The sequence below is a fragment of the Streptomyces tubbatahanensis genome (assembly GCF_022699385.1).
Lineage (GTDB): Bacteria > Actinomycetota > Actinomycetes > Streptomycetales > Streptomycetaceae > Streptomyces > Streptomyces diacarni.
Map to the genome: position 1 here is coordinate 6,794,649 of NZ_CP093846.1, position 18,743 is coordinate 6,813,391.

19 protein-coding genes are annotated in these 18,743 nt (G+C 73.2%); 13 read left to right on the top strand and 6 right to left on the bottom strand.

Annotated features, from left to right (window positions below; translation table 11 throughout):
- Nucleotides 1-5 precede the first annotated feature (5 nt).
- The gene (locus tag MMF93_RS29060) at nucleotides 6-611 is read right to left on the bottom strand and encodes a TetR family transcriptional regulator (protein ID WP_242756094.1); all 606 of its coding nucleotides are present in this window, start codon (nucleotides 609-611) and stop codon (nucleotides 6-8) included.
- Nucleotides 612-819: 208 nt separating this feature from the next.
- Here MMF93_RS29060 and MMF93_RS29065 point away from each other — a divergent pair, with 208 nt between their 5' ends.
- The gene (locus MMF93_RS29065) at nucleotides 820-2,328 is read left to right on the top strand and encodes an alpha/beta hydrolase (RefSeq protein WP_242756095.1); all 1,509 of its coding nucleotides are present in this window, start codon (nucleotides 820-822) and stop codon (nucleotides 2,326-2,328) included.
- A 164-nt stretch (nucleotides 2,329-2,492) separates the two neighbouring features.
- Here the strand turns inward: MMF93_RS29065 and MMF93_RS29070 are convergent, their stop codons facing one another.
- On the bottom strand, nucleotides 2,493-2,657 hold the full coding sequence (locus MMF93_RS29070) for a hypothetical protein (RefSeq protein WP_242756096.1): 165 nt from the start codon (nucleotides 2,655-2,657) through the stop codon (nucleotides 2,493-2,495).
- 141 nt (nucleotides 2,658-2,798) lie between these two features.
- Between MMF93_RS29070 and MMF93_RS29075 the strand changes: the two genes are divergently transcribed.
- The 3 genes from MMF93_RS29075 to MMF93_RS29085 are packed head-to-tail and all read left to right on the top strand — an operon-like array spanning nucleotide 2,799 to nucleotide 4,965.
- Nucleotides 2,799-3,638 carry a helix-turn-helix domain-containing protein gene (locus MMF93_RS29075; protein WP_242756097.1) on the top strand — a complete coding sequence of 280 codons (840 nt, stop codon included), beginning with the start codon at nucleotides 2,799-2,801 and terminating at the stop codon, nucleotides 3,636-3,638.
- Nucleotides 3,635-3,841, top strand: a complete 207-nt coding sequence (locus MMF93_RS29080) for a DUF397 domain-containing protein (RefSeq protein WP_242756098.1) — start codon at nucleotides 3,635-3,637, stop codon at nucleotides 3,839-3,841. Before MMF93_RS29075 ends, MMF93_RS29080 begins: the two co-directional genes overlap by 4 nt.
- Before the next feature lie 47 nt (nucleotides 3,842-3,888).
- Nucleotides 3,889-4,965, top strand: coding sequence for an ATP-dependent DNA ligase (locus MMF93_RS29085; RefSeq protein WP_242756099.1), 1,077 nt, complete (start codon nucleotides 3,889-3,891; stop codon nucleotides 4,963-4,965).
- 21 nt (nucleotides 4,966-4,986) lie between these two features.
- Here MMF93_RS29085 and MMF93_RS29090 read toward each other — a convergent pair whose 3' ends face one another.
- Complete coding sequence (locus MMF93_RS29090; protein ID WP_242756101.1) at nucleotides 4,987-5,625, bottom strand: TetR/AcrR family transcriptional regulator; 639 nt, start codon at nucleotides 5,623-5,625, stop codon at nucleotides 4,987-4,989.
- A gap of 167 nt (nucleotides 5,626-5,792) precedes the next feature.
- Here MMF93_RS29090 and MMF93_RS29095 point away from each other — a divergent pair, with 167 nt between their 5' ends.
- Nucleotides 5,793-7,220: an ABC transporter permease gene (locus MMF93_RS29095; protein ID WP_242756103.1), complete on the top strand. Its 1,428-nt coding sequence runs from the start codon at nucleotides 5,793-5,795 to the stop codon at nucleotides 7,218-7,220.
- Between the two features lie 123 nt (nucleotides 7,221-7,343).
- Here the strand turns inward: MMF93_RS29095 and trxA are convergent, their stop codons facing one another.
- The gene (gene trxA / locus MMF93_RS29100) at nucleotides 7,344-7,733 is read right to left on the bottom strand and encodes a thioredoxin (protein ID WP_242756105.1); all 390 of its coding nucleotides are present in this window, start codon (nucleotides 7,731-7,733) and stop codon (nucleotides 7,344-7,346) included.
- A 279-nt stretch (nucleotides 7,734-8,012) separates the two neighbouring features.
- Nucleotides 8,013-9,194 carry a PP2C family protein-serine/threonine phosphatase gene (locus MMF93_RS29105; RefSeq protein ID WP_242756107.1) on the bottom strand — a complete coding sequence of 394 codons (1,182 nt, stop codon included), beginning with the start codon at nucleotides 9,192-9,194 and terminating at the stop codon, nucleotides 8,013-8,015.
- A gap of 292 nt (nucleotides 9,195-9,486) precedes the next feature.
- Between MMF93_RS29105 and MMF93_RS29110 the strand changes: the two genes are divergently transcribed.
- The gene (locus tag MMF93_RS29110; protein ID WP_242756108.1) at nucleotides 9,487-9,981 is read left to right on the top strand and encodes a MarR family winged helix-turn-helix transcriptional regulator; all 495 of its coding nucleotides are present in this window, start codon (nucleotides 9,487-9,489) and stop codon (nucleotides 9,979-9,981) included.
- A gap of 163 nt (nucleotides 9,982-10,144) precedes the next feature.
- On the opposite strand, the gene MMF93_RS29115 is transcribed toward MMF93_RS29110, so the two are convergent.
- On the bottom strand, nucleotides 10,145-10,537 hold the full coding sequence (locus MMF93_RS29115) for a DUF2267 domain-containing protein (protein ID WP_242756109.1): 393 nt from the start codon (nucleotides 10,535-10,537) through the stop codon (nucleotides 10,145-10,147).
- 358 nt (nucleotides 10,538-10,895) lie between these two features.
- Between MMF93_RS29115 and MMF93_RS29120 the strand changes: the two genes are divergently transcribed.
- The 7 genes from MMF93_RS29120 (at nucleotide 10,896) to otnK (ending at nucleotide 18,739) form a co-directional block, all read left to right on the top strand.
- Nucleotides 10,896-12,287, top strand: coding sequence for an extracellular solute-binding protein (locus MMF93_RS29120; RefSeq protein WP_242756110.1), 1,392 nt, complete (start codon nucleotides 10,896-10,898; stop codon nucleotides 12,285-12,287).
- Entirely contained in the window at nucleotides 12,280-13,233 is a 954-nt protein-coding gene (locus tag MMF93_RS29125) for a carbohydrate ABC transporter permease (RefSeq protein ID WP_242756111.1), read from the top strand. The genes MMF93_RS29120 and MMF93_RS29125 overlap by 8 nt, the downstream gene beginning before the upstream one ends.
- Nucleotides 13,230-14,096 carry a carbohydrate ABC transporter permease gene (locus tag MMF93_RS29130; protein WP_242756112.1) on the top strand — a complete coding sequence of 289 codons (867 nt, stop codon included), beginning with the start codon at nucleotides 13,230-13,232 and terminating at the stop codon, nucleotides 14,094-14,096. The genes MMF93_RS29125 and MMF93_RS29130 overlap by 4 nt, the downstream gene beginning before the upstream one ends.
- Nucleotides 14,093-15,634 carry an FGGY-family carbohydrate kinase gene (locus MMF93_RS29135; protein ID WP_242756113.1) on the top strand — a complete coding sequence of 514 codons (1,542 nt, stop codon included), beginning with the start codon at nucleotides 14,093-14,095 and terminating at the stop codon, nucleotides 15,632-15,634. Before MMF93_RS29130 ends, MMF93_RS29135 begins: the two co-directional genes overlap by 4 nt.
- Nucleotides 15,635-15,729: 95 nt before the next feature.
- Nucleotides 15,730-16,785: a hypothetical protein gene (locus MMF93_RS29140; RefSeq protein WP_242756115.1), complete on the top strand. Its 1,056-nt coding sequence runs from the start codon at nucleotides 15,730-15,732 to the stop codon at nucleotides 16,783-16,785.
- The gene (locus tag MMF93_RS29145) at nucleotides 16,782-17,453 is read left to right on the top strand and encodes an aspartate/glutamate racemase family protein (protein WP_242756117.1); all 672 of its coding nucleotides are present in this window, start codon (nucleotides 16,782-16,784) and stop codon (nucleotides 17,451-17,453) included. The genes MMF93_RS29140 and MMF93_RS29145 overlap by 4 nt, the downstream gene beginning before the upstream one ends.
- Entirely contained in the window at nucleotides 17,450-18,739 is a 1,290-nt protein-coding gene (gene otnK / locus MMF93_RS29150; protein WP_242756119.1) for a 3-oxo-tetronate kinase, read from the top strand. Before MMF93_RS29145 ends, otnK begins: the two co-directional genes overlap by 4 nt.
- Nucleotides 18,740-18,743: the final 4 nt, after the last annotated feature.

Below are 18,743 nucleotides of genomic sequence, written 5' to 3' on the forward strand. Positions count from 1 at the left end.
CGTTCTCAGGCGCGCGTGCGGAGAACCGCGTCCACCGCCACGTGGAGGGTCTCCCGCTCTCGCTCCGTGAGCGCGTCCTGTGCCGGCATCGCCCGCTCGAACGCGAGCCCGTTGACGACGGTGGACAGGAAGCGGGCGCTGCGGGGGATGTCGTTCCCCGCCAGTGCTCCCTCCTCGGCCAGCGACGTCAGCCAGCTCTCGACGCGGTGGTGGGTGTCCCGCTCGATCGCCAGATAGGACGCGCGCACCTGCTCGGTCTGCTCAGCGGTGACGAACGTCCTGACGGCGGTGGCCAGGGCCTCGCGTGCCTGCGGTCCTGTTCCCGCCGCGGCCAGGACCCCGCTCAGACACTCGACGAGGCGGTCCCGGGCAGGCCGGGAGGCGTCGTCGATGCGGCCCGTGCGCGCGACCCAGTCGAAGATGCGGTGCGTCACCTCGTCCCGCAGGTCCCGCTGGGTGGGGAAGTGGTGGCGCAGCGACCCGCTGCTCACCCCGGCCCGCGCGGCGACCGCACGCACGCTCAGGCGTGCCGCCAGGCCGTCCTCGGCGAGGATGGCCGCGGCCGCGGCCAGGATCCGTTCACGTGTACTGGGCAACTTCTCGTCGTTCATCGTGCGGCCGTCCTTTCACCAGCACATCGTACTAGCACGCCGTGCTAGCGTGTCGTCGCGTCCACCAACACAGCGTGTTGGCGGACGTCGGCCACGACGCAACGACGAGGAGCCGCCACGTGCCGCGGCAGCGGCGACGCCGTCACGGTCATGACGCCACCCACCCACCCACCCACCTGTACGGCCGGCGCCGGAAGAAGGACACCGGATGAAGACGCACCGCAACGCCCTGGCGCTCACCCTCGCCGTCAGTGCCGTCACAGCAACCCTGATACCGGGAGGAGCGTCGGCGGCGACACCCGACGCGGCGCCCGGAACACCTGCCGGCACCCTGCGATGGGGTCACTGCCCCACGCCGCGTGCCTCACCGCAGGCCGGGGCCGCGGCCCGGCTGGAGTGCGCGACGCTCAAGGTCCCGCTCGACTACCGCCACCCCCACGGCCGGCAGATCGACATCGCCGTCTCACGGTTGGCGAGCGGAAACCCCGCGAAACGACGCGGCGTGCTGCTGACCAACCCGGGCGGGCCGGGCGCCCCGGGGCTCACGTACCCGGCCGTGCTCGCGGCCTCCGGACTGCCGCAGAGCGTGCTGGACTCCTACGACGTCATCGGCTTCGACGCCCGCGGCGCGGGCCGCAGCACACCGGTGACGTGCGACCTGACCCCCTCGCAGCAGCAGCGCGGCAACTTCCCGGTGTACGCCCGCTCCGCGGCCGACGTCGACCAGGAAGCCGCACACGCGCGCGCCATCGCCCGGCAGTGCGCCACCTCACGCAGCGCCTGGATGCTCCCGCACACCACGACCGCCAACAACGCCCGCGACATGGATCGGATCCGGGCGGCCCTGGGCGAACGTGAGATCTCCTACCTCGGCGCCTCCTACGGCACACACCTCGGCGCCGTCTACGCCACGCTGTTCCCCCAGCGCGGCGACCGGATCGTGCTCGACAGCAACCTCGGCCCCGGCGGCTACGACCGCACGGCGTTCCGGCGGCTCGCGCGCGGCATGCACGACCGCTTCCCGGACTTCGCCGCCTACGCGGCCGAGCACCCGCGCTACGGGCTGGGCCGCACCCCCGGCCAGGTCACGGCCACCTACCACCGGCTCGCCGCACGCCTGACGGCTCACCCGGTCGGCATCGTCGACGGTACGAGCTTCCGCGGACTGACCTTCGACCGCCTCTACAGCGACGCCTCCATGCCCGCGCTGGCCAAGGCGTGGCAGGACCTCGACCGGGGCGAGCCGATCCGGATCGACCCGCCGGAAGAGGGATTCGAGAACCTGCTGGCCGGCCGCCACCACGTGCTCTGCGCGGACTCACCCTGGCCGCGAAAGCTGGACGCCTACCGGACCGGGGCCGCGGTCGACCGGGTGCGGTACCCGATGCTGGGCGGTTCCACGGGGAGCGTCACCCCGTGCGCGTTCTGGCCGCGCAAGGGCATCGAGAAGCCGGTGCGGATCGGTGACCGCGGCCCGTCGAACATGCTCATGGTCCAAAACGAACGCGACCCGGGCACCCCGCTGGCAGGCGCTCTGAGCCTGCGACGCGCGCTCGGCGCACGAGCCAGGATGGTGAGCGCCGACCAAGGCGGCCACGGTGTCTACCCGTTCGGCCGCAACACCTGCGTGAAGGACGCCGCCACCGCCTTCCTGGCCACGGGCGAGCGCCCGGCCCGGGACCGATCCTGTCCCTCAGTGACGGCCGAGACCTCCTGACGAGCTCACGGGGAGCAACTGGTCGCCGTACCTGTAGACGACGACCCCCCAAGGATCGTCCAGCCTGAGCCGGTAGATCACGGGCGACGGAAGAGTCACCTGAACGATCTCGCCGTCCTTCCCCGACTTCCTGTCACGAGCTCGCTGACCGACGCTCCACATGGTCACACCGCCCTCAGGCGGCGTGTGTCGTCGCCGTGCTTGGCGCGCAGGTGCGCTCCGTACAACGCCTCAAGATCTGCCTTGCCCCGCTCGTCGCCGTAGGCCCGGTTGATCTGCGTCCGGAACCACTGGCAGTCCTCGCAGCCACGTGCCCGCGCTTGCTCCATCGATCCCACCCGATCTTGTCGATTACTCCTTGTGGTCAGATCAACACGGGCCGGGCTACGATGGCGCCGCTTGAATACCATCCGGCAAGTGGCGGGTCAACGGCCCTGCGCCGCAGGGGAGATGAAAGGGGCTGGTCGGGAGTGGGGCGCAAGCGGAAGAGCGTGCCGGACTTGAACGGCGGCGTGCCTCGCTCGTTCGGCGAGGACGTGAAGCGCGTCCGCCTCGCCAGAGGGCTCACCCAGAAGCACCTCGGGACCGCCACCGGATACTCCGAGGGCTACGTCAGCAAGGTCGAGAAGGGGACGATCATCCCCTCGATGAAGTTCGCGGAGGGCTGCGACCGGGCGTTCGGCACCGGGGGCCTGTTCGCCGAGTCGCTGCGACGGCTCATGAACGTCGACCATCCCGACTGGTTCGCCCCCTTCGTCGATCTGGAACGCCAGGCCTCAGGCATCTGCGACTACAGCACCAACCTCGTCTTCGGCGGGGCGCAGACGCGGGAGTACGCGCGGGCCGTGCTCAGATCCGGGCAGCCGCTCGACACTCCGGAGCAGACCGCTGCGAAGGTCGATCTGCGGATCGAGCGCGTCAAGCTGCACGAGCAGGATCAACCGCCGCTTCTCTGGCTGGTCTTGGACGAGGCGTGCCTGCGGCGGCAGGTCGGAGGTCCGGAGGTGATGCGCGCTCAACTCCGGTACCTGACCGTCGTGGCGGAGCGTCCAGCCGTCACGATGCAAGTGTTGCCGTTCGCGTCCGGCGCGCCCCCGGCGGAGTCGCCGTTCACGCTGTTGCGGTTTCCCATGGCCACAGGTCAGCCGCCGGTGCTGTACTCGGAGGGACAGGGGCTCGGGCGCGTGATTGACTCTCCGGAGCGGGTAGATGACGCCCGTAACTTGTTTGACCGGTTACGCGCGGACGCGCTATCACCGGCTCAGTCACTCAGCTTGCTTCACAGTGCGATGGGAGACCACACCCGATGAGCAGCACCTCCACCAGCCGCCCCACCGATTGGGTCAAGAGCACGTACAGCGGCGGACAGGGCGGCAACTGCGTCGAGTGGGCCCCTGGCCTCGTGGGCGATGCGGGGGCCGTTCCCGTCCGTGACTCCAAGGACACCGCCCGCAGGCCGCTCGCGTTCTCGCCGGCCGCGTGGACGGCCTTCGTGGGCGGGCTCAAGGTCTGAGCCCGGCCGGCGCGCGCCGATCGCTTCCGGCCGGGACAATCGGAGCCATGCGGCTCCCTGTCCTGCCACCGGTCAAACCGATGCTCGCCAAGCCCGTCGCCTCGATCCCCGAGGCGACGGAGGGCATGCAGTACGAGGCCAAGTGGGACGGGTTCCGCTGCCTGGTCTTCCGGGACGGTGACGAGGTCGAGCTGATCAGCCGTACCGGCAAGTCGCTGGTGCGCTACTTTCCCGAACTGGTCGAGGGGGTGCGGGAGCGGGCGCCGCGCCGCTGCGTGCTGGACGGCGAGATCGTGCTGCCGCTCGGCGCCCGGCTGGACTTCGAGGCGCTCCAGCAGCGCATCCATCCGGCCGCCTCCCGGGTGCGGCTGCTGGCGGAGCAGACGCCCGTCTCCTTCGTCGCCTTCGACCTGCTGGCCCTCGACGACACCGACGCGATGCCCAGGCCGCAGAGCGAGCGGCGCGCGATGCTGGAGAAGGCGCTCAAGGGGGTACGGCCGCCGCTGTACCTGGCGCCGGTGACCCACGACAGCGCGGTGGCACGTGACTGGTTCGCGCACTACGAGGGTGCCGGGCTCGACGGGGTGGTGGCCAAGCGGCCCGAGCTGCCGTACAGGCCGGGGGAGCGGGTGATGCTCAAGGTCAAGCACGAGCGCACCGCGGACTGCGTGCCGGCCGGGCTGCGCCTCCACAAGAGCGGCCCCGACGCGCTGGGCTCGCTGCTGCTGGGCCTCTACGACGCCTCGGGCGCTCTTCAGTACGTGGGCGCCTCCTCGTCGTTCACCGCTTCGCGCAGGCGTGAGCTGATGCGGGAGCTGGCGCCGCTGCGGATGGACCGTCCGGGTGAGCACCCGTGGGCCCGCTGGGAGGACGCGTCGGCGCACGAGGAGGGCCGGATGCCGGGCGCGCCCAGCCGGTGGAGCGGCACCAAGGACTTGTCCTGGGTGCCGCTGCGGCCCGAGCGGGTGTGCGAGGTCGGCTACGACCACATGGAGGGCGAGCGCTTCCGCCACACGGTCCTCTTCCGGCGCTGGCGCCCCGACCGCGAGCCGGGCTCGTGCACGTACGAGCAGCTGGAGCAGCCCGTACGGTACGACCTCGAGGAGGCGCTCGGCGGGCGGTGACAGGCCTGCGGGGCTGAGGGGTCAGCGCGCCGACCGTGCCGGGTCGCCCTCAGTGGGCTCGGGCAGGCCGGCCGCCAGCGAGTCGAAGCAGGAGTCGAGCATGGCCAGCAGGTCCTCGGCGGAGGACTCCGGGTCCCAGGCGCGGATGGCCGAGCGCAGCACCGTCATCCCGGCGCCCGCCAGGAGGCGCGGGTAGAGGGCGTCGGAGGGCAGCCCGGTGCGGGCTGCGACGGCGTCGGAGAGCGCCTCGGCCATGTGGCTGTTGCTGTGCACCAGCTTGGGCACCAGTTCCGGATGGGCGCCCAGCAGCTTGCGGCGCTCGCGCCAGCCCGCGTCGGCGACCAGCGCGGGGATCGCCGTGCGCAGCGTCTGGCGCAGGGCCGTCAGGGGCGGCTCGTCCGCGGGCCGTGCGGCCAGGAGGTCGACGAGGTGGCCGGTGAGCCTGTTGTCCCAGTCGAAGACCGCGTCGTCCTTCGTCTCGAAGTAGTTGAAGAAGGTGCGGGGGGAGACCCCGGCGGCCTCGCAGATGTCGTGCACGGTGACGGCGGCGGGGCCGCGCTCCAGATACATCGCCACCGCGGCGGCGCGCAGCGCCGAGCGGGTCTCCAGTTTCTTCCGCTCCCGGAGACCGTGGGCGGTCTCGGCGGTCTCGGCGGCCATCTGTGCTCCCGTGCTCTCCGGTTGCGGTTCTCCCCTGCGGTCCCACCCGCGGTCTCACCTGTGGCGCTTCCTACAGTAGTGCATTTTTGCAGCGCTGCACCTTTCTGTTAGCGTAGCTAATCATTGGCCATGCCACATAATTTTCACGAGGAGGCGGACCCCAGTCCATGGCGGAACACAAGGCGGAACCGGAGAGCGGAGGCGGCCCCTCGGCGCTCCGCACGACCGTGCGCACCCTGGCGGAGACGCTCTGGTTCCCGGCGTTCTTCTTCACCGGCTTCCTCGTCTGCTACCTGCTGCCCTTCCACAACCCCGTCCCCCACCACGTGGACGTGGCCGTGGCGGGGCCCACCGCGCCGCAGCTGGAACAGGCGCTCGAACACAAGAGCCCAGGCGCCTTCGACATCCACCAGGTCGCCGACGCCGACGCGGCGCACGACGCCGTCACAGGGCGCGAGGCGACCGCAGGTTACGTGCCCGACGCCAAGCAGCCGCAGCTCTACGTCGCCAAGGCGGACGGCTACTCGCTGGAGTCGGTCCTCCAGAAGACCTTCACCTCCGTCGCCCAGCAGAGCGGCGGGCAACTCCAGGTCCACGAGGCCGCGCCCACCGCGCCGGGCGACGGCATGGGAACCGGACTGTTCTACGTCGTCCTCGCCTGCACCATCCCCTCGTACATCAGCGTGATGATGCTGCTGCGGGCCACCACCTTCGGGCGGCGCAAGAAGGTGCTCACGCTCGCGGCCGTCGGAGCCGTGGAGAGCGTCGTGGCCTTCTTCGTGGCGCGGGGCATGGACGTCATCCCGAACGAGCCGCTGGCCATCCCCCTGATCTTCCTGATGACCCAGGCGGTCGCGCAGACCTCCTTCGGTCTGGTGCCGTTCTTCAAGCAGTTCTTCCCCGGCGTGGCCATGGGCCTGTTCGTCCTGCTGAGCATGCCCTCCAGCGGTGGTGCGATACCCGTCCAGATGGTCCCGGGCTTCTTCAGGGCGCTCCATCCGGTCATGCCGATGGGCAACCTCATCGAGGCGTTGCGCGGGCTGTTCTACTTCGACGGCAAGGACGTGTGGCGGCACGTGCTGGTGCTGTGCGCGTGGATCGTCGCCGGTGCGGCGCTGCTCGCCCTCGGCCTCTGGAAGGAGCGGCGTGCGGCCCGCAAGGAGGCCGGGAACGGTACCGAGGCCGAGGCCGAGGTGGCGGGCGACGAGCCGCAGGCGGCCGTCACCCCGTCCGAGCCCCCGGTCGAGGACCCCTCCTTCGAGCTGCCACGGCCCAGCGCCGTGCCGCCGCACCTGCACCGCATGGGGCAGCAGCAGCCCACCCTGACCGGCCGGGTCACCGACGAGGGCGGCCGGGCGGTCCACGGCGTCGCCATCACGGTCACCGGCACCCACGGCAGGGAACTGGTCCGCGCGATCACCGACGAGAACGGCGAGTACGCCGCGGCCGGTCTGCCCGACGAGTTCGTCAACGTCATCGCCAGCAGCCCCGACCGGCTCGCCGCCGTCGCCCGCGTACGGGCCAGGGACGGACACCCCGTCCGGCAGGACTTCCGCCTGGACCGCCGTCCCGTCCCCGCGGGCACGGGGCGCTAGCAGGCCGCGTGCGGCGACCACGACGACGGCCGCCCGGGTGCGAACCCGGGCGGCCGTCGTCATGCGGGTGCGGGGCCGCGAGGCGCTCGGCCGTGGCCGCCCGCCCTCCTGATACCGGACCCCTCAGGCGTTGCCGCCCTCGGAACCGCCCTCCTGCTGGGCTTCGGCGGCGGACTTGTGGACCTCTTCCATGTCCAGCGCGCGGGCCTGGCCGATCACGTCCTCCAAAGCGGCCTCGGGAAGCGCACCGGGCTGGGAGAAGATCAGGGTGCGGTCGCGGATGATCGCCAGGGTCGGGATCGACTGCACCTCGAACGCCGCTGCCAGCTCCTGCTGGGCCTCCGTGTCCACCTTGGTGAAGGCCAGGTCGGAGTGGCGCTCGGCGGCGGCCTCGTACACCGGGGCGAAGCTGCGGCAGGGGCCGCACCAGGACGCCCAGAAGTCGATCAGGATGAAGTCGTTCCCCGCGATGGTCTCCTCGAAGTTGTCCGTGGTCAGCTCGATGGTGCTCATGCTGTCTCCTGCGATGGGGGCATCAGGACGGGCCGCGCCCTGGTATGGCGGGAAACAAGCCCCGCCGGGCCCCACATTCCCCGCCCACCCCCTTCTCCGGCAAGCGCGCCTCCCCGGCGAGCGCGCCTCCCCGGCAAGCGCGCCTCCCCGGCAAGCGCGCCTCCCCGGCAAGCGCGCCTCTCGGGAAGCGCCGGCCTCTCGGGGCGCGCGCCGCCCTCGCGTGCGCGGGCCCCGGCCTCTCTCCGGATCAGGCGCGGCAGGGGAGGGCGCTGAGGGGCGTCAGGCGTGCTCCGCCCCGCGGCGCCCGTACCAGTCGACGCACACCGTGAGGGCGTCGTCCTCGAAGAGGCCCTCGCCGCGGTGGCGGGTGAGCTCCTGGAAGACCGCGCGGGGCACCTGCGCGGCGGGCAGCAGCCCGTTGGCGGTCAGCGAGCGGGCCAGCGCGTGGTCACCGAAGGCCTCGCCGGCGGGGGAGCGGGCCTCGTAGACGCCGTCCGTGGCCAGGAGCAGCCGGTCACCGGGCTGCATCCGGAAGTGCTCGGTCACGTAGTGGGTGTCCTCGAACATGCCCAGCGGCAGCTGCGCGTCGAAGACCAGGGGCTCCACCTTTCCCTCCCGGCGCAGCCAGGCGCGCGGCGACCCGGCCTCGACGACCTCGGCCCGGCCGGTGGCGAGCTCGAAGCGGATCAGGACCATGGCGACGTGCGCGGCGCCCCTGTGCTGCGCGTACACGGCCTGGTCGGTGAGCGCGGCCTGGTCGGCCAGTGAGAGGCCGGCGCGGCGGGCGTTGCGCATCGCGCTGACGGCGAGGTTGGTCAACAGGGCCGCCTCCACACCGTCGCCCATGCCGTTGGCGACGGCGACGGTCAGATGGTCGGCCGAGACGGACCAGTCGAAGTTGTCCCCGCTCGTGGAGTACGCGGGCTCCAGATGGGCGCCCAGGGCGAACTCCGCGCGCCGCAGGGACCGGCCGGGCAGCAGCTGCCACTGCATCTCCGCGGCCAGCGTCAGCCGGGTGGCCCGGCGGGCTCGCTGGTAGAGGTCCGTGTCGCGCTCGGCGACCGTGATCTCGTGACCGAGGGCCCGGCACAGATCCTCCAGCTCCGGCAGCAGGCCGTGCGCGTCGGTGTCGGAGGGGAAGGCGACCGACAGCACGCCCAGCCGGTCCCCCCGTACGCTCACCGGCAGGTGCACCGTCACCGTGCGTGCCGCCCTGTCGGCCAGGACGAGAGGCTCCGGCGCCCGCAGCGCACGCCCCTGCGGACTGTTGTGGATGCGCAGCGGCTCGGCGGTGGACGGTACGGGCTCGACCCGCTGCAGGGTGCGCATGCCGAAGTCGGCCATGCGCAACTCGGCTCCGGACGCTCCGTACTGTTCTCGCAGTGCCTGCTCGACGACATCCATCAATGCGTGGGGGGCGGCGGCGCGCAAGGCCCGCTCGACCACGGCGAATCTGTCCACGTCTCCTGCTTCTCGTTCTGCCGAATCGTGCGACGGCCTGGCAGGGGGCACTGCGTACCCTGCGGCCGGACCAGTACATTATCGTCGCACTGCAACATTCGCTGAATGACAACAGATGGCCGCTCGGCGGCCCGGGCAGAAGGCCGTGACCTGCGGGTGAGGGCCTGCCGCGCGGGCCTGTCCGAAGAGTGCCGGAGGGCGATAAGCTCTTCTCCGCCCCTTGCACGGAGACGGACAGGCGACGAGTGTGCCCCGTGACGACGGGCAGAAGCGCCGGAAATGGGGAGTGAACGTGACCTCGACCTCGCACGAGGCAGCCGGGGCGGCCGGCGAGGTCATCGAACTGCTGGAGATCCTGTGGGAGCACGGCAGGGACGCGGTCTCCACCTCGCCCGTCTCCGCCTCGCAGCTGCGGGTGCTCTACTGCCTCGACCGTGACGAGGGCATGAACCTCCGCATGCTGGGGGAGCTGCTGGGCTCTGCGCCCTCCTCGGTCAGCAGGCTGTGCGACCGGCTCCAGGCGCTCGGCTTCCTGGAGCGTCTGCCCAGCCCCGTCAGCCGCCGGGAGCTGGAGCTGCATCTGACCCGTCAGGGCAAGAAGTACCTGAGTGACCTGCGGCTGCGCCGTGAGGAAGCCCTCACGGCGACCCTGGCGGCGATGCCGCCCAAGGCCCGCGCCGTCCTGACGGAGGGCTTGCAGGCCTTCCGGGAAGCGGCGGAGGACGCCACGCCCACGCGGCGGCTGAACGCCCTCGAAGAACTCGAAGAAGTGGACCGCTCCGCCTGACCCGGACCGCTCACAGGCACTGCCGCGGCGAGGCGCGGTCGTTCTCTGGTATCGATCCCACCGGATCGGCCCCATGCAGCCGGCGCGCCGCCCCGGACCCGCCGCGCCTGTCGGCCCGCACCTCCCGGCGCAAAGCCGAGGCGCGCACCTCGCGGTGCGCGCCTCACCTGCTCAGTTCGGCCTTGCCGAAGAGTGCCGCGTAACCGCTCGGCAGCTGGCTGATCAGCTGGTTGAGCTCTCCGCCTGAGACCGCGTCGGCGAGGGTCGACAGGACGGCGCTGGCGTCCCACTCCGCGGTGCGGGGGCGGGCGCCCGTCTGCGCGGCGACGCGCTCGCAGAACCGGGCCACACCGAACGTCTCGGGGTCGTCCTCGCCCGCCTCGGCGACGACGGGTCCGAGCGGGCCCGGCAGCTGGGCCGCCAGCTCTCCGGCCTTGACGGGGGTGATGCGGTTGGCGAGCACGCTCAGTACCACCCAGGTGACCTGCTCGGCCTCCTGCTGGTCGTGGTACTCGCCGCGTTCGCGGACCTGGGCCAGGAACTCGTCGTACCTCATGATCGGCTCCTTCGTGCCGCCGGATCTCGTGCCCTTGTGCGCGGTGGTCTCGTGTGCGCGGTGGTCTCGCGCCTCGCGGTACCCAGTGGGTCGCCCGCCCATGGGTGGGGATGTCCGACCCGCCCGCAGAAGGTGCGCTCCCTCCGGACGCCGTGGGGTGTCCGAGCCGGCCGTCCGGAGCGGACTGCCCGACGCGGCTGTCGAGCCGGCTGCCGGAGGCGGCTGTCCGAGCCGGTTTCGTCCGCGCCATTGACCGCCGGGACGGGTGTGGTTACGTTCCCACACGACATCGATGTCACCTCGACGTCACTCCCCTGGCCGGCCCGCCGGACCCCCGCAGACACTCACGGGAGAGAACATGCAGCGGAATCCCGCGCCACCTCGGCGGCCCGCCTCCGGAACCGTCCGCAGGACCGTCCTCGGCGCGGCCGCCGCGGGCCTGTTCGGCGGGGCGCTGACCGGATGCTCGGGCCGTGCCGACGGCGCCGAACGGGCGCTGCGCGTCGCCTACCCCTTCTGGGGAGAGGACGACATCGTCCACCGCCAGATGCGGGCCTGCGCCGACGCGTTCGCCGCCGCGCGGACCGGCCGTCCCGTCGAGCTGATCCCGATCCCCGACCAGCAGGGCAACTTCGCCACGAAGATCGAGCTGATGCAGCGCTCGGCGACCAGCGCGCCCGACGTCGTCTTCCAGGACACGGTGATGACCAACGCCGACGTCCAGGCGGGATATCTGCGACCGCTGGACGCGTGGTTGCGCGCATGGCCGGACTGGCGGCACTTCAACGCGACCGCCCGTGAGGCCACCCGCGCCGACGACGGCCGCACCTACGGCGTGCTCACCGGGACCGACGTCCGCGCGATCCTCTACGACCGGCGCGTCTTCGCCGCCGCCGGGCTCCCGTCCGTGTGGCGGCCACGCGACTGGAACGACCTGCTCGGCGCCGCCCGGATCATCCGCCGCCGGGTCCGGGGCGCCGTACCGCTCAACGTGTACGCCACCAAGGCGCTCGGTGAGGCCACCACCACCCAGGGCCTGCTGATGCTGCTGTACGGCACCGACGACGGCTTCCACGACGAGAAGTCGGGCCTGTGGAAGGGCGACACCCCCGGGCTGCGCGCGAGCCTGAGCTTCGTCGACGCGGTCTTCCGCGAGGAGCTGGGTCCCACCCGGCAGATGTCGTTCAGCCCGACGGCCCGCGACAAGCTGGTGTCCGAACTGCTGCCCGCCGGCAAGGTCGGCATCGCGGTGGGCGAGGGCTCCTGGACCCCGAAGACGTGGATCGAGGGCGGTGCCTCGCCCTGGCCGGGCTGGACGCGGCACATCGGCGTCGCCGCGATGCCCGCGCGGCACGGCCCCGGCCGGGTCAGCCTCTCCGGCGGCTGGATGCTGTCGGTGGGAGCCCACAGCGCCGCTCCCGAGGCGGCGTTCCGCTTCATCGCGTACGCCACAGGACGCGAGCGGGCGCTGCGGTACGCCGTGGAGAACGCCCAGATACCGGTGCGCGAGGACGTGCTGGCCGATCCCGCCTACACGGAGGCGCTGCCCACCAACGAGACCTTCGCGAAGCTGCTGTCCGTCACGGAGTTCCGTCCCACGCAGGCCGAGTACCTGATGGTCTCCAGCCGGGCGCAGGTCGCCATGGAGGACGTGATGACCGGCAAGGCCACCCCGGCGCGAGCGGCCCGCACCTATGCCGACGGGCTGCGCGACGACCTCGGCGAGGACCGGGTGGTGGACCGTGGCTGAGTCGGTCCTGACCCGGGCCGGCGCCCCGGGGACCACCGAGCCGCGTGGGACCGCGCCGGGGCGGCCGCCCTCCGGCCTGCGGCGTACCGCCGGACGGGCCCTGCCGCTGCTGCCGTCCGTCGCGCTGCTCGCCGTCTTCTTCGCCGGGCCCGTCCTGTGGTGCGTCTACGCCGCCTTCACCAACACGGCGCTGACCGGAGCCGCGGCGCGCGACCCGGAGTTCGTCGGCCTGCGCAACTTCACCCGGCTCTTCGGTGACCAGCAGTTCACCGCCTCCCTCGTGCTCACCCTCGTCTTCGCGCTCACCTCCGGAGTGCTGGGCCAAAACGGCCTCGGGCTCGCACTGGCCCTGCTGCTGCGCGGCCGCGCCCGGTGGATAAGGACGGCGCTGGGCGTGCTGCTGGTCGGCGCCTGGGTACTGCCGGAGATCGTCGCGGGCTTCACGCTGTACGCGTTCTTCTCCGACGGCGGCACCCTGGACACGGTCCTCACCTCGCTCCACCTGCCCGCGCCCGACTGGCTGGTGGAGCATCCGATGCTCACCGTCGTGCTGGCCAACGTGTGGCGCGGCACCGCGTTCTCCTGGATGGTCTACACGGCCGCGCTGGACGAGATCCCGCCCGAGATCGAGGACGCGGCCGCCACCGACGGCGCCACCGGTGTGGCCAGGCTGTGGTGGGTGACGCTGCCGATGATCCGGCGGTCGGTCTTCACCAACCTGATGGTCGTCACCCTCCAGACACTGGCCGTCTTCACCCTCATCTTCGTCCTCACGGGCGGCGGCCCCAGCGGCGCCAGCGAGACGGTGCCGCTGTACATGTACCAGCAGGCGTTCAAGTTCTTCCAGCTCGGCCAGGGCACCGCGATCGCGCTCGTGCTGCTCGCGCTCGGCGGCCTGTTCTCGTTCCTGTACCTGCGCGTGCTCAAGCCGGAGTTGAACCGATGACGTCGCCCACGCTCGCACCGCTGTCCCTGACCAGACTCACCGAACCCCGTCGCGCGGCCGGCACGGCACTCGTCCACGTCGTCCTCCTCGGTGTCGCGCTCTGCTTCGCCGCGCCGTTCGTGTGGCTGCTGGTGGCGTCCGTGGACGCGGAGGCCACCGCGAGCGCCGCCGTGCCGAAGCTGACGGCCGGCAACTTCACGGCCGTCGCGGACTGGGAGACCAGCATCCGGCCGATCCTCAACAGCCTGCTGCTGTGCGGGGGAGCGGCCCTGGTCAACATGGTCGTCTCGGTGCTCGCCGCCTACCCGCTCTCCCGCTACCGGCTGCGTTTCAGACGGCCGTTCCTCTACGGCGTCCTGTTCGCGACGGGGCTGCCCGTCACCGCCGTCATGGTGCCCGTCTACGAGCTGTTCGTCCGGCTGGAACTGGTGGACTCGCTGTGGGGCACCGCCCTCTTCCTGGCCACCGCCACGCTGCCCTTCTCGCTGTGGCTGACCAAGGGCTTCATGGACGGGGTGCCGGTCTCGCTGGAGGAGGCCGCCTGGGTGGACGGGGCCTCAGGGCTCCAGTCGCTGCGCCACGTGGTGCTGCCCCTGATGGCGCCCGGCATGGCGGTGGTGGCCGTCTTCACCTTCATCGGCGCCTGGGGCAACTTCTTCATCCCGTTCGTGCTGCTCCAGTCGCCGGAGAAGGAACCCGCGGCAGTCGGCCTGTTCACCTTCTTCGGCCAGTACGGCACCGTCGCCTACGGGCAGTTGGCCGCCTACTCGATCCTCTACTCGCTGCCCGCGGTGCTGCTGTACGTGCTGGTGTCCCGCAAGCTCGGCGGCGGTTTCGGCCTCGGCGGGGGGCTCAAGGGGTGAGCACCCGTACGCCCGCCGCGCCCGTACTCGCCGGCCTCGACATCGGCTCCACCCACTGCAAGGCGCTGCTGTGCGACGGCTCGGGCCACGTCCTGGCCCGCGCCGGGCGGCGCACCCCGCGCGGCGCCGACGGGCACACCCACCCGGTGCCCGACCTGCCGGCGGCCGCGCTGGAGGCCCTCCGCGCGTGCGTCGCGGCCGCCCACACGGTCCCGGACGCCGTGGGCGTGACCGGCATGGCCGAGGCCGGAGTACCCCTCGACCGTACGCACTCCCCGCTCGGGCCCGTCCTGGCCTGGTCCGATCCGGCCCCCGGCGCCGAAGCCGCGCGCCTGGCAGACGTGTGGGGGAGGGGAGAGCTGCACGCCCGCACCGGGGTGCTGCCACAGGCGAAGGTGCCCCTCGCGAAGTGGTGCGCCCTCGTACGGGAGAAGCCTGACCTGCCCGTACGGATGCGGCGCTGGGCCGGGGCAGCCGACCTGGTGGCGCACGCACTGACCGGACGGGTGGGCACCGCGGCGACCTTCGCGCAGCGCACCATGGCCTGGGACCCCGTGGCAGGCGACTGGATCCCCGAACTGCTGGCCGAGGCGCGCCTGACGCCGCACCACATGCCGCACGTGCACGCCCCCGGCGCAGCGCTGGGCCGCGTCACGCGGGACGCGGCAGGTGCGACGGGACTGACCGCAGGTACGCCGGTGGTCGTCGCCGGGCACGACCACCCGGTGGGAGCCTGGGCGGCGGGCGCGCGAGGCGCGGGACAGGCCGCGGACTCCATGGGCACCGCCGAGGCCGTGCTGACCGTCACCTCGCGGCCCCCGCACGCACACGCCGCCGGCGCCGAGGGCATGTCGTGGGGCAGGCACGTCGACGGCGAGGGCTGGATCGTCCTGGCGGGCATGCAGGGCTCTGGCGCCCTGGTCGAGTGGTTCTGCGACCGGTTCCTCGACAGCGCGGGCGGCGAGCGGGACGCGAGCCGCTACGAGGAGTTCGCGCGGCTCGTGGCGGCGTGCCAGGGGCCACCCGACGCACTGGTGATCGAGCCGTATCTGTACGGGCGCAGCTCCCCGCGCCCCGACCCGGACGCCGCGCTCACCGTCCACGGACTGCGGCCGCACCACGGGGCCGGCCACCTCGCGCGCGCCCTGCTGGAGGCCGCGGCCCACCACGCCCGCTGGATGGCCGACACCCAGGCGGAGCTCACCGGGGCCCCGCCGCTCGGCGTCACGCTGCTGGGCGGCGGCACCCGGCTGCGGTCCTGGACCGCCCTCAAGGCCGCCGTCAGCCCCTGGACCACCGCCGTGTGCGCGGAGCCCGAGGCCGCCGCGCTGGGCGCGGCGGCCTGGGCGGGCGCCGCGCTCGGCCACGCGCCGGACGCGGTCGGGGCGCCCGCCACCCCGCTCGTCGCCGACCCGTCCGACGCGGAGCTCTACCGCGCCCGGTACCGCACCCGGTTCCTGCCGCTCGTCGCCCGCGCGGGACCCGAGGCGTCCGCACGTCTCGTCGCCCGCGAGCCCCGAGGTACCCGCAGGCCCTGACGCACCCGCGCGGTTCGAAGTCCCCCAGGGCCCGCACGATCCCCAGACCGCCCCCGGATGTCCGGCACAGTCCCGTCCGACAAGGAGCCCCCTGCGTGAATCCCTCCACCGAAGCGGCATCCGCGGCCGAGTCCGCGTCCGAAGCCGAGTCCGGCGCCCGAGCCGCACACGCCTCCGCGGCCGGAACCGCGCACCCGCTCCCGCGCGCATCGCGAGTCCCCCCGCTGGCCGGCGGTTCGCTCGCACCCGCGGGGCTCTCCCGGCCCGGCGGCACGTTCGCGATGGTCGCCGCGGACCAACGCGACTCGCTGCGCACGATGATGGCCGACCGGGCGGGCCTGCCGCACGGCGCGGTCGCCGACGCGCGGCTGACCGCGTTCAAGGTGGCCACGGCGCGCGGTCTCGCCCCGCACGCCTCCGCGCTGCTCCTCGACCCCGACCACGGCTACCGCCCGGTCCTCGACGCGCGTGTGCTGCCCGCGGGGTGCGCCCCCATCCTGGCCGTGGACGTGCTCGACCAGCGGCCCGGCGGCCCCGTCGAGGACACCTCGCTCGACGACGGCGTCGATGTGGCCGCCGTCCGCGCCGAGGGCACGCGCGGCCTCAAACTGCTGGTGATCTGGCGCCGCGACGCCCACCGCGAGCGGCGCGTCGCCCTGGCCGCGCGCTTCGTGGAACTGTGCCGCACGGCCGGGCTGGCCTCCGTGCTGGAGCCCGTCGCCCGCCCCACCGAACAGGAGGAGGCCGCCGGAACCTTCGCACTCGACGACGCCATCGTCGAGGCCGCCCGCGAACTCGCCCCGCTGCGGCCCTCCGTCTACAAGTGCCAGGTGCCGGGGGCCGGCAGGGGCACCGTCGCCGAACTGGCCGCGCGCGCCGAGCGGATCGACGCCGTGGTGGACGTGCCGTGGGTGGTGCTCTCACAGGGCGTGGCCCCCGCCGACTTCCCCCGCGCCGTGGAGGCCGCCTGCCGCGCCGGCGCCTCCGGCTTCCTGGCCGGGCGCGCCCTGTGGACCGCCGCGTTGGACGCTCCCGACCCCGAGGCGGCCCTGCGCGGCCCGTGCGCCGGCCGGCTCACGGAGCTCGGCGCGCTGGTCGACGCCCACGGCAGACCCTGGTGGGACGCGCCCGCGGCGAGGAGGGCGGCGTGACGGGCCCCGGACCCCGGGTGTGCGTGCTGCACACGGTGGCGGCGCTGCCCGCCGTCTTCGATCCGCTGCTGCGCGCCTGTGCCCCACACGCCCGCCCCTACCACGTCGTGGACGAGAGCCTGCTCGCCGACACGATCGCGTACGGGCCGCTGCCGCGCACCACCGAACGGCTGGGCGCCTACGTGAGCCTCGCCGAGCAGGCCGGGGCGGACGCCGTGCTGGTGACCTGTTCGTCCGTGGGCCAGGCCGCGGAAGTGGCCAGGCGGCACGCCACCGTTCCCGTGCTGCGTGTGGACGAGCCCATGGCCGAGCGGGCGGTCCGCGAGGGCCGGCGCATCGCCGTACTGGCGACGCTCGCCTCCACGCTGGAGCCCACCGCGCACCTCGTGGGCCGCAAGGCCGAGGCGGCGGGCAAGGCCGTCACCCTCACCACCAGCACGTGCCCTGGCGCCTACGAGGCACGGTCCCGCGGGGACGCCCGCACGCACGACGCGCTCATCGCGGACGAGGCCCGGCGGCTGGCCGCGGGCCATGACGTGCTGCTCCTCGCCCAGGCGTCGATGGCCACGGCGCTGGCCCGGCTTCCTGCGGACGCGTTGCCCGTTCCCGTGCTGACTTCCCCCGAGTCGGGCACGGCCCAACTGGCCGGGCTGGACGGCGCACGGTGAGCCCGGGCCCGGAACTGGGCTGCATAGCCGACGACTTCACCGGCGCCACCGACCTGGCGGGCAACCTGGCCCAGGCGGGGCGACGAGCCGTGGTCACGGTGGGGGTGCCCGCCTCGCCCGTGCCGGACGCGGACGCGGTCGTGGTGGCGCTCAAGAGCCGCACCGCGCCCAGGCAGCGGGCCGTCGGAGAGTCGCTGCGCGCCCACCGCGCGCTCGCGGCCATGGGGTGCGGGCGGATCTGGTTCAAGTACTGCTCGACGTTCGACTCCACCTCCGAGGGCAACATCGGGCCCGTCACCGACGCCCTGCTGGAGGCGACCGGTGCGGCCTGGACGATCGCCTGCCCGGCCTTCCCCGCGGGCGGACGCACCGTCTACCAGGGGCACCTGTTCGTGCACGGCCGCCCCCTCGACGAGACCGGCATGCGGCACCATCCCCTCACCCCGATGACCGACTCCGACCTGGTGCGGGTGCTGCGCCCGCAGACGGCGTACGGTGTCGGGCTGCTGCCGCACCAGGTGCTGCGCGCCGGGCACCGCGCCGTGCTCGCACACGTGGCGCGGCTGACCGCCGACGGCCGGGTGCGTACCGTCGTCACCGACGCGGTGGACGAGAAGGACCTGGCCGTCGTCGAGCGCGCCACCCGCCACCTGCCGCTGGTCACCGGCGGTTCGGGGCTCGCCCTTTCGCTGCCCGGCGGGGTGCCGGGGGCCCGTGCCGTCGAGGCGGCCCCGGGGCCCGCGGCGATCCTCGCCGGAAGTGTCTCGGAGGCGACGCTGGCCCAGACGGCGCACGCGCGGCGCACCTTGCCGGCCCGCAAGCTCTCCGCGCCCGACGTGCTGCGCTCGCCCGCCGACGCCGCCGCCGCGGCCGTCGCCTGGGCCGCGCCGCACCTGGCGGCCGGGCGGACGGTGGTGCTGCACAGCGCCGACGACCGCGAGGACGTCCGCCGTGCCCGCGAGCGGCACGGCGGCGCGCACGGAGCCGCCGAGCAGGCCGTGGAGGAGACGTTCGCCGCCTGTGCGCGGGGGCTGGCCGAGCGCGGGGTGCGCCGGTTCGTCGTCGCCGGCGGCGAGACGTCGGGTGCGGTGGTGACGGCACTGGGCGTCCGGACTCTGCGCATCGGCCCGGCCATCGCGCCCGGTGTGCCCTGGACCTGCGCGTCCTGGCGGGGCCGCACCGTCAACCTCGCGCTGAAGTCGGGCAACTTCGGCGACCCCGACCTGTTCACCGCGGCCCAGCGGTATCTGGACCACCCCGCCACGACCGCCCCGATCCGCCGCTGAGGGA

Bases quoted from the DNA above. Each gene is read 5' to 3' on its own strand.
- MMF93_RS29060 (WP_242756094.1), bottom strand. From the start codon at position 611: ATGAACGACGAGAAGTTGCCCAGTACACGTGAACGGATCCTGGCCGCG.
- MMF93_RS29065 (WP_242756095.1), top strand. From the start codon at position 820: ATGAAGACGCACCGCAACGCCCTGGCGCTCACCCTCGCCGTCAGTGCC.
- MMF93_RS29070 (WP_242756096.1), bottom strand. From the start codon at position 2,657: ATGGAGCAAGCGCGGGCACGTGGCTGCGAGGACTGCCAGTGGTTCCGG.
- MMF93_RS29080 (WP_242756098.1), top strand. From the start codon at position 3,635: ATGAGCAGCACCTCCACCAGCCGCCCCACCGATTGGGTCAAGAGCACG.
- MMF93_RS29085 (WP_242756099.1), top strand. From the start codon at position 3,889: ATGCGGCTCCCTGTCCTGCCACCGGTCAAACCGATGCTCGCCAAGCCC.
- MMF93_RS29090 (WP_242756101.1), bottom strand. From the start codon at position 5,625: ATGGCCGCCGAGACCGCCGAGACCGCCCACGGTCTCCGGGAGCGGAAG.
- MMF93_RS29095 (WP_242756103.1), top strand. From the start codon at position 5,793: ATGGCGGAACACAAGGCGGAACCGGAGAGCGGAGGCGGCCCCTCGGCG.
- trxA (WP_242756105.1), bottom strand. From the start codon at position 7,733: ATGAGCACCATCGAGCTGACCACGGACAACTTCGAGGAGACCATCGCG.
- MMF93_RS29115 (WP_242756109.1), bottom strand. From the start codon at position 10,537: ATGAGGTACGACGAGTTCCTGGCCCAGGTCCGCGAACGCGGCGAGTAC.
- MMF93_RS29120 (WP_242756110.1), top strand. From the start codon at position 10,896: ATGCAGCGGAATCCCGCGCCACCTCGGCGGCCCGCCTCCGGAACCGTC.
- MMF93_RS29130 (WP_242756112.1), top strand. From the start codon at position 13,230: ATGACGTCGCCCACGCTCGCACCGCTGTCCCTGACCAGACTCACCGAA.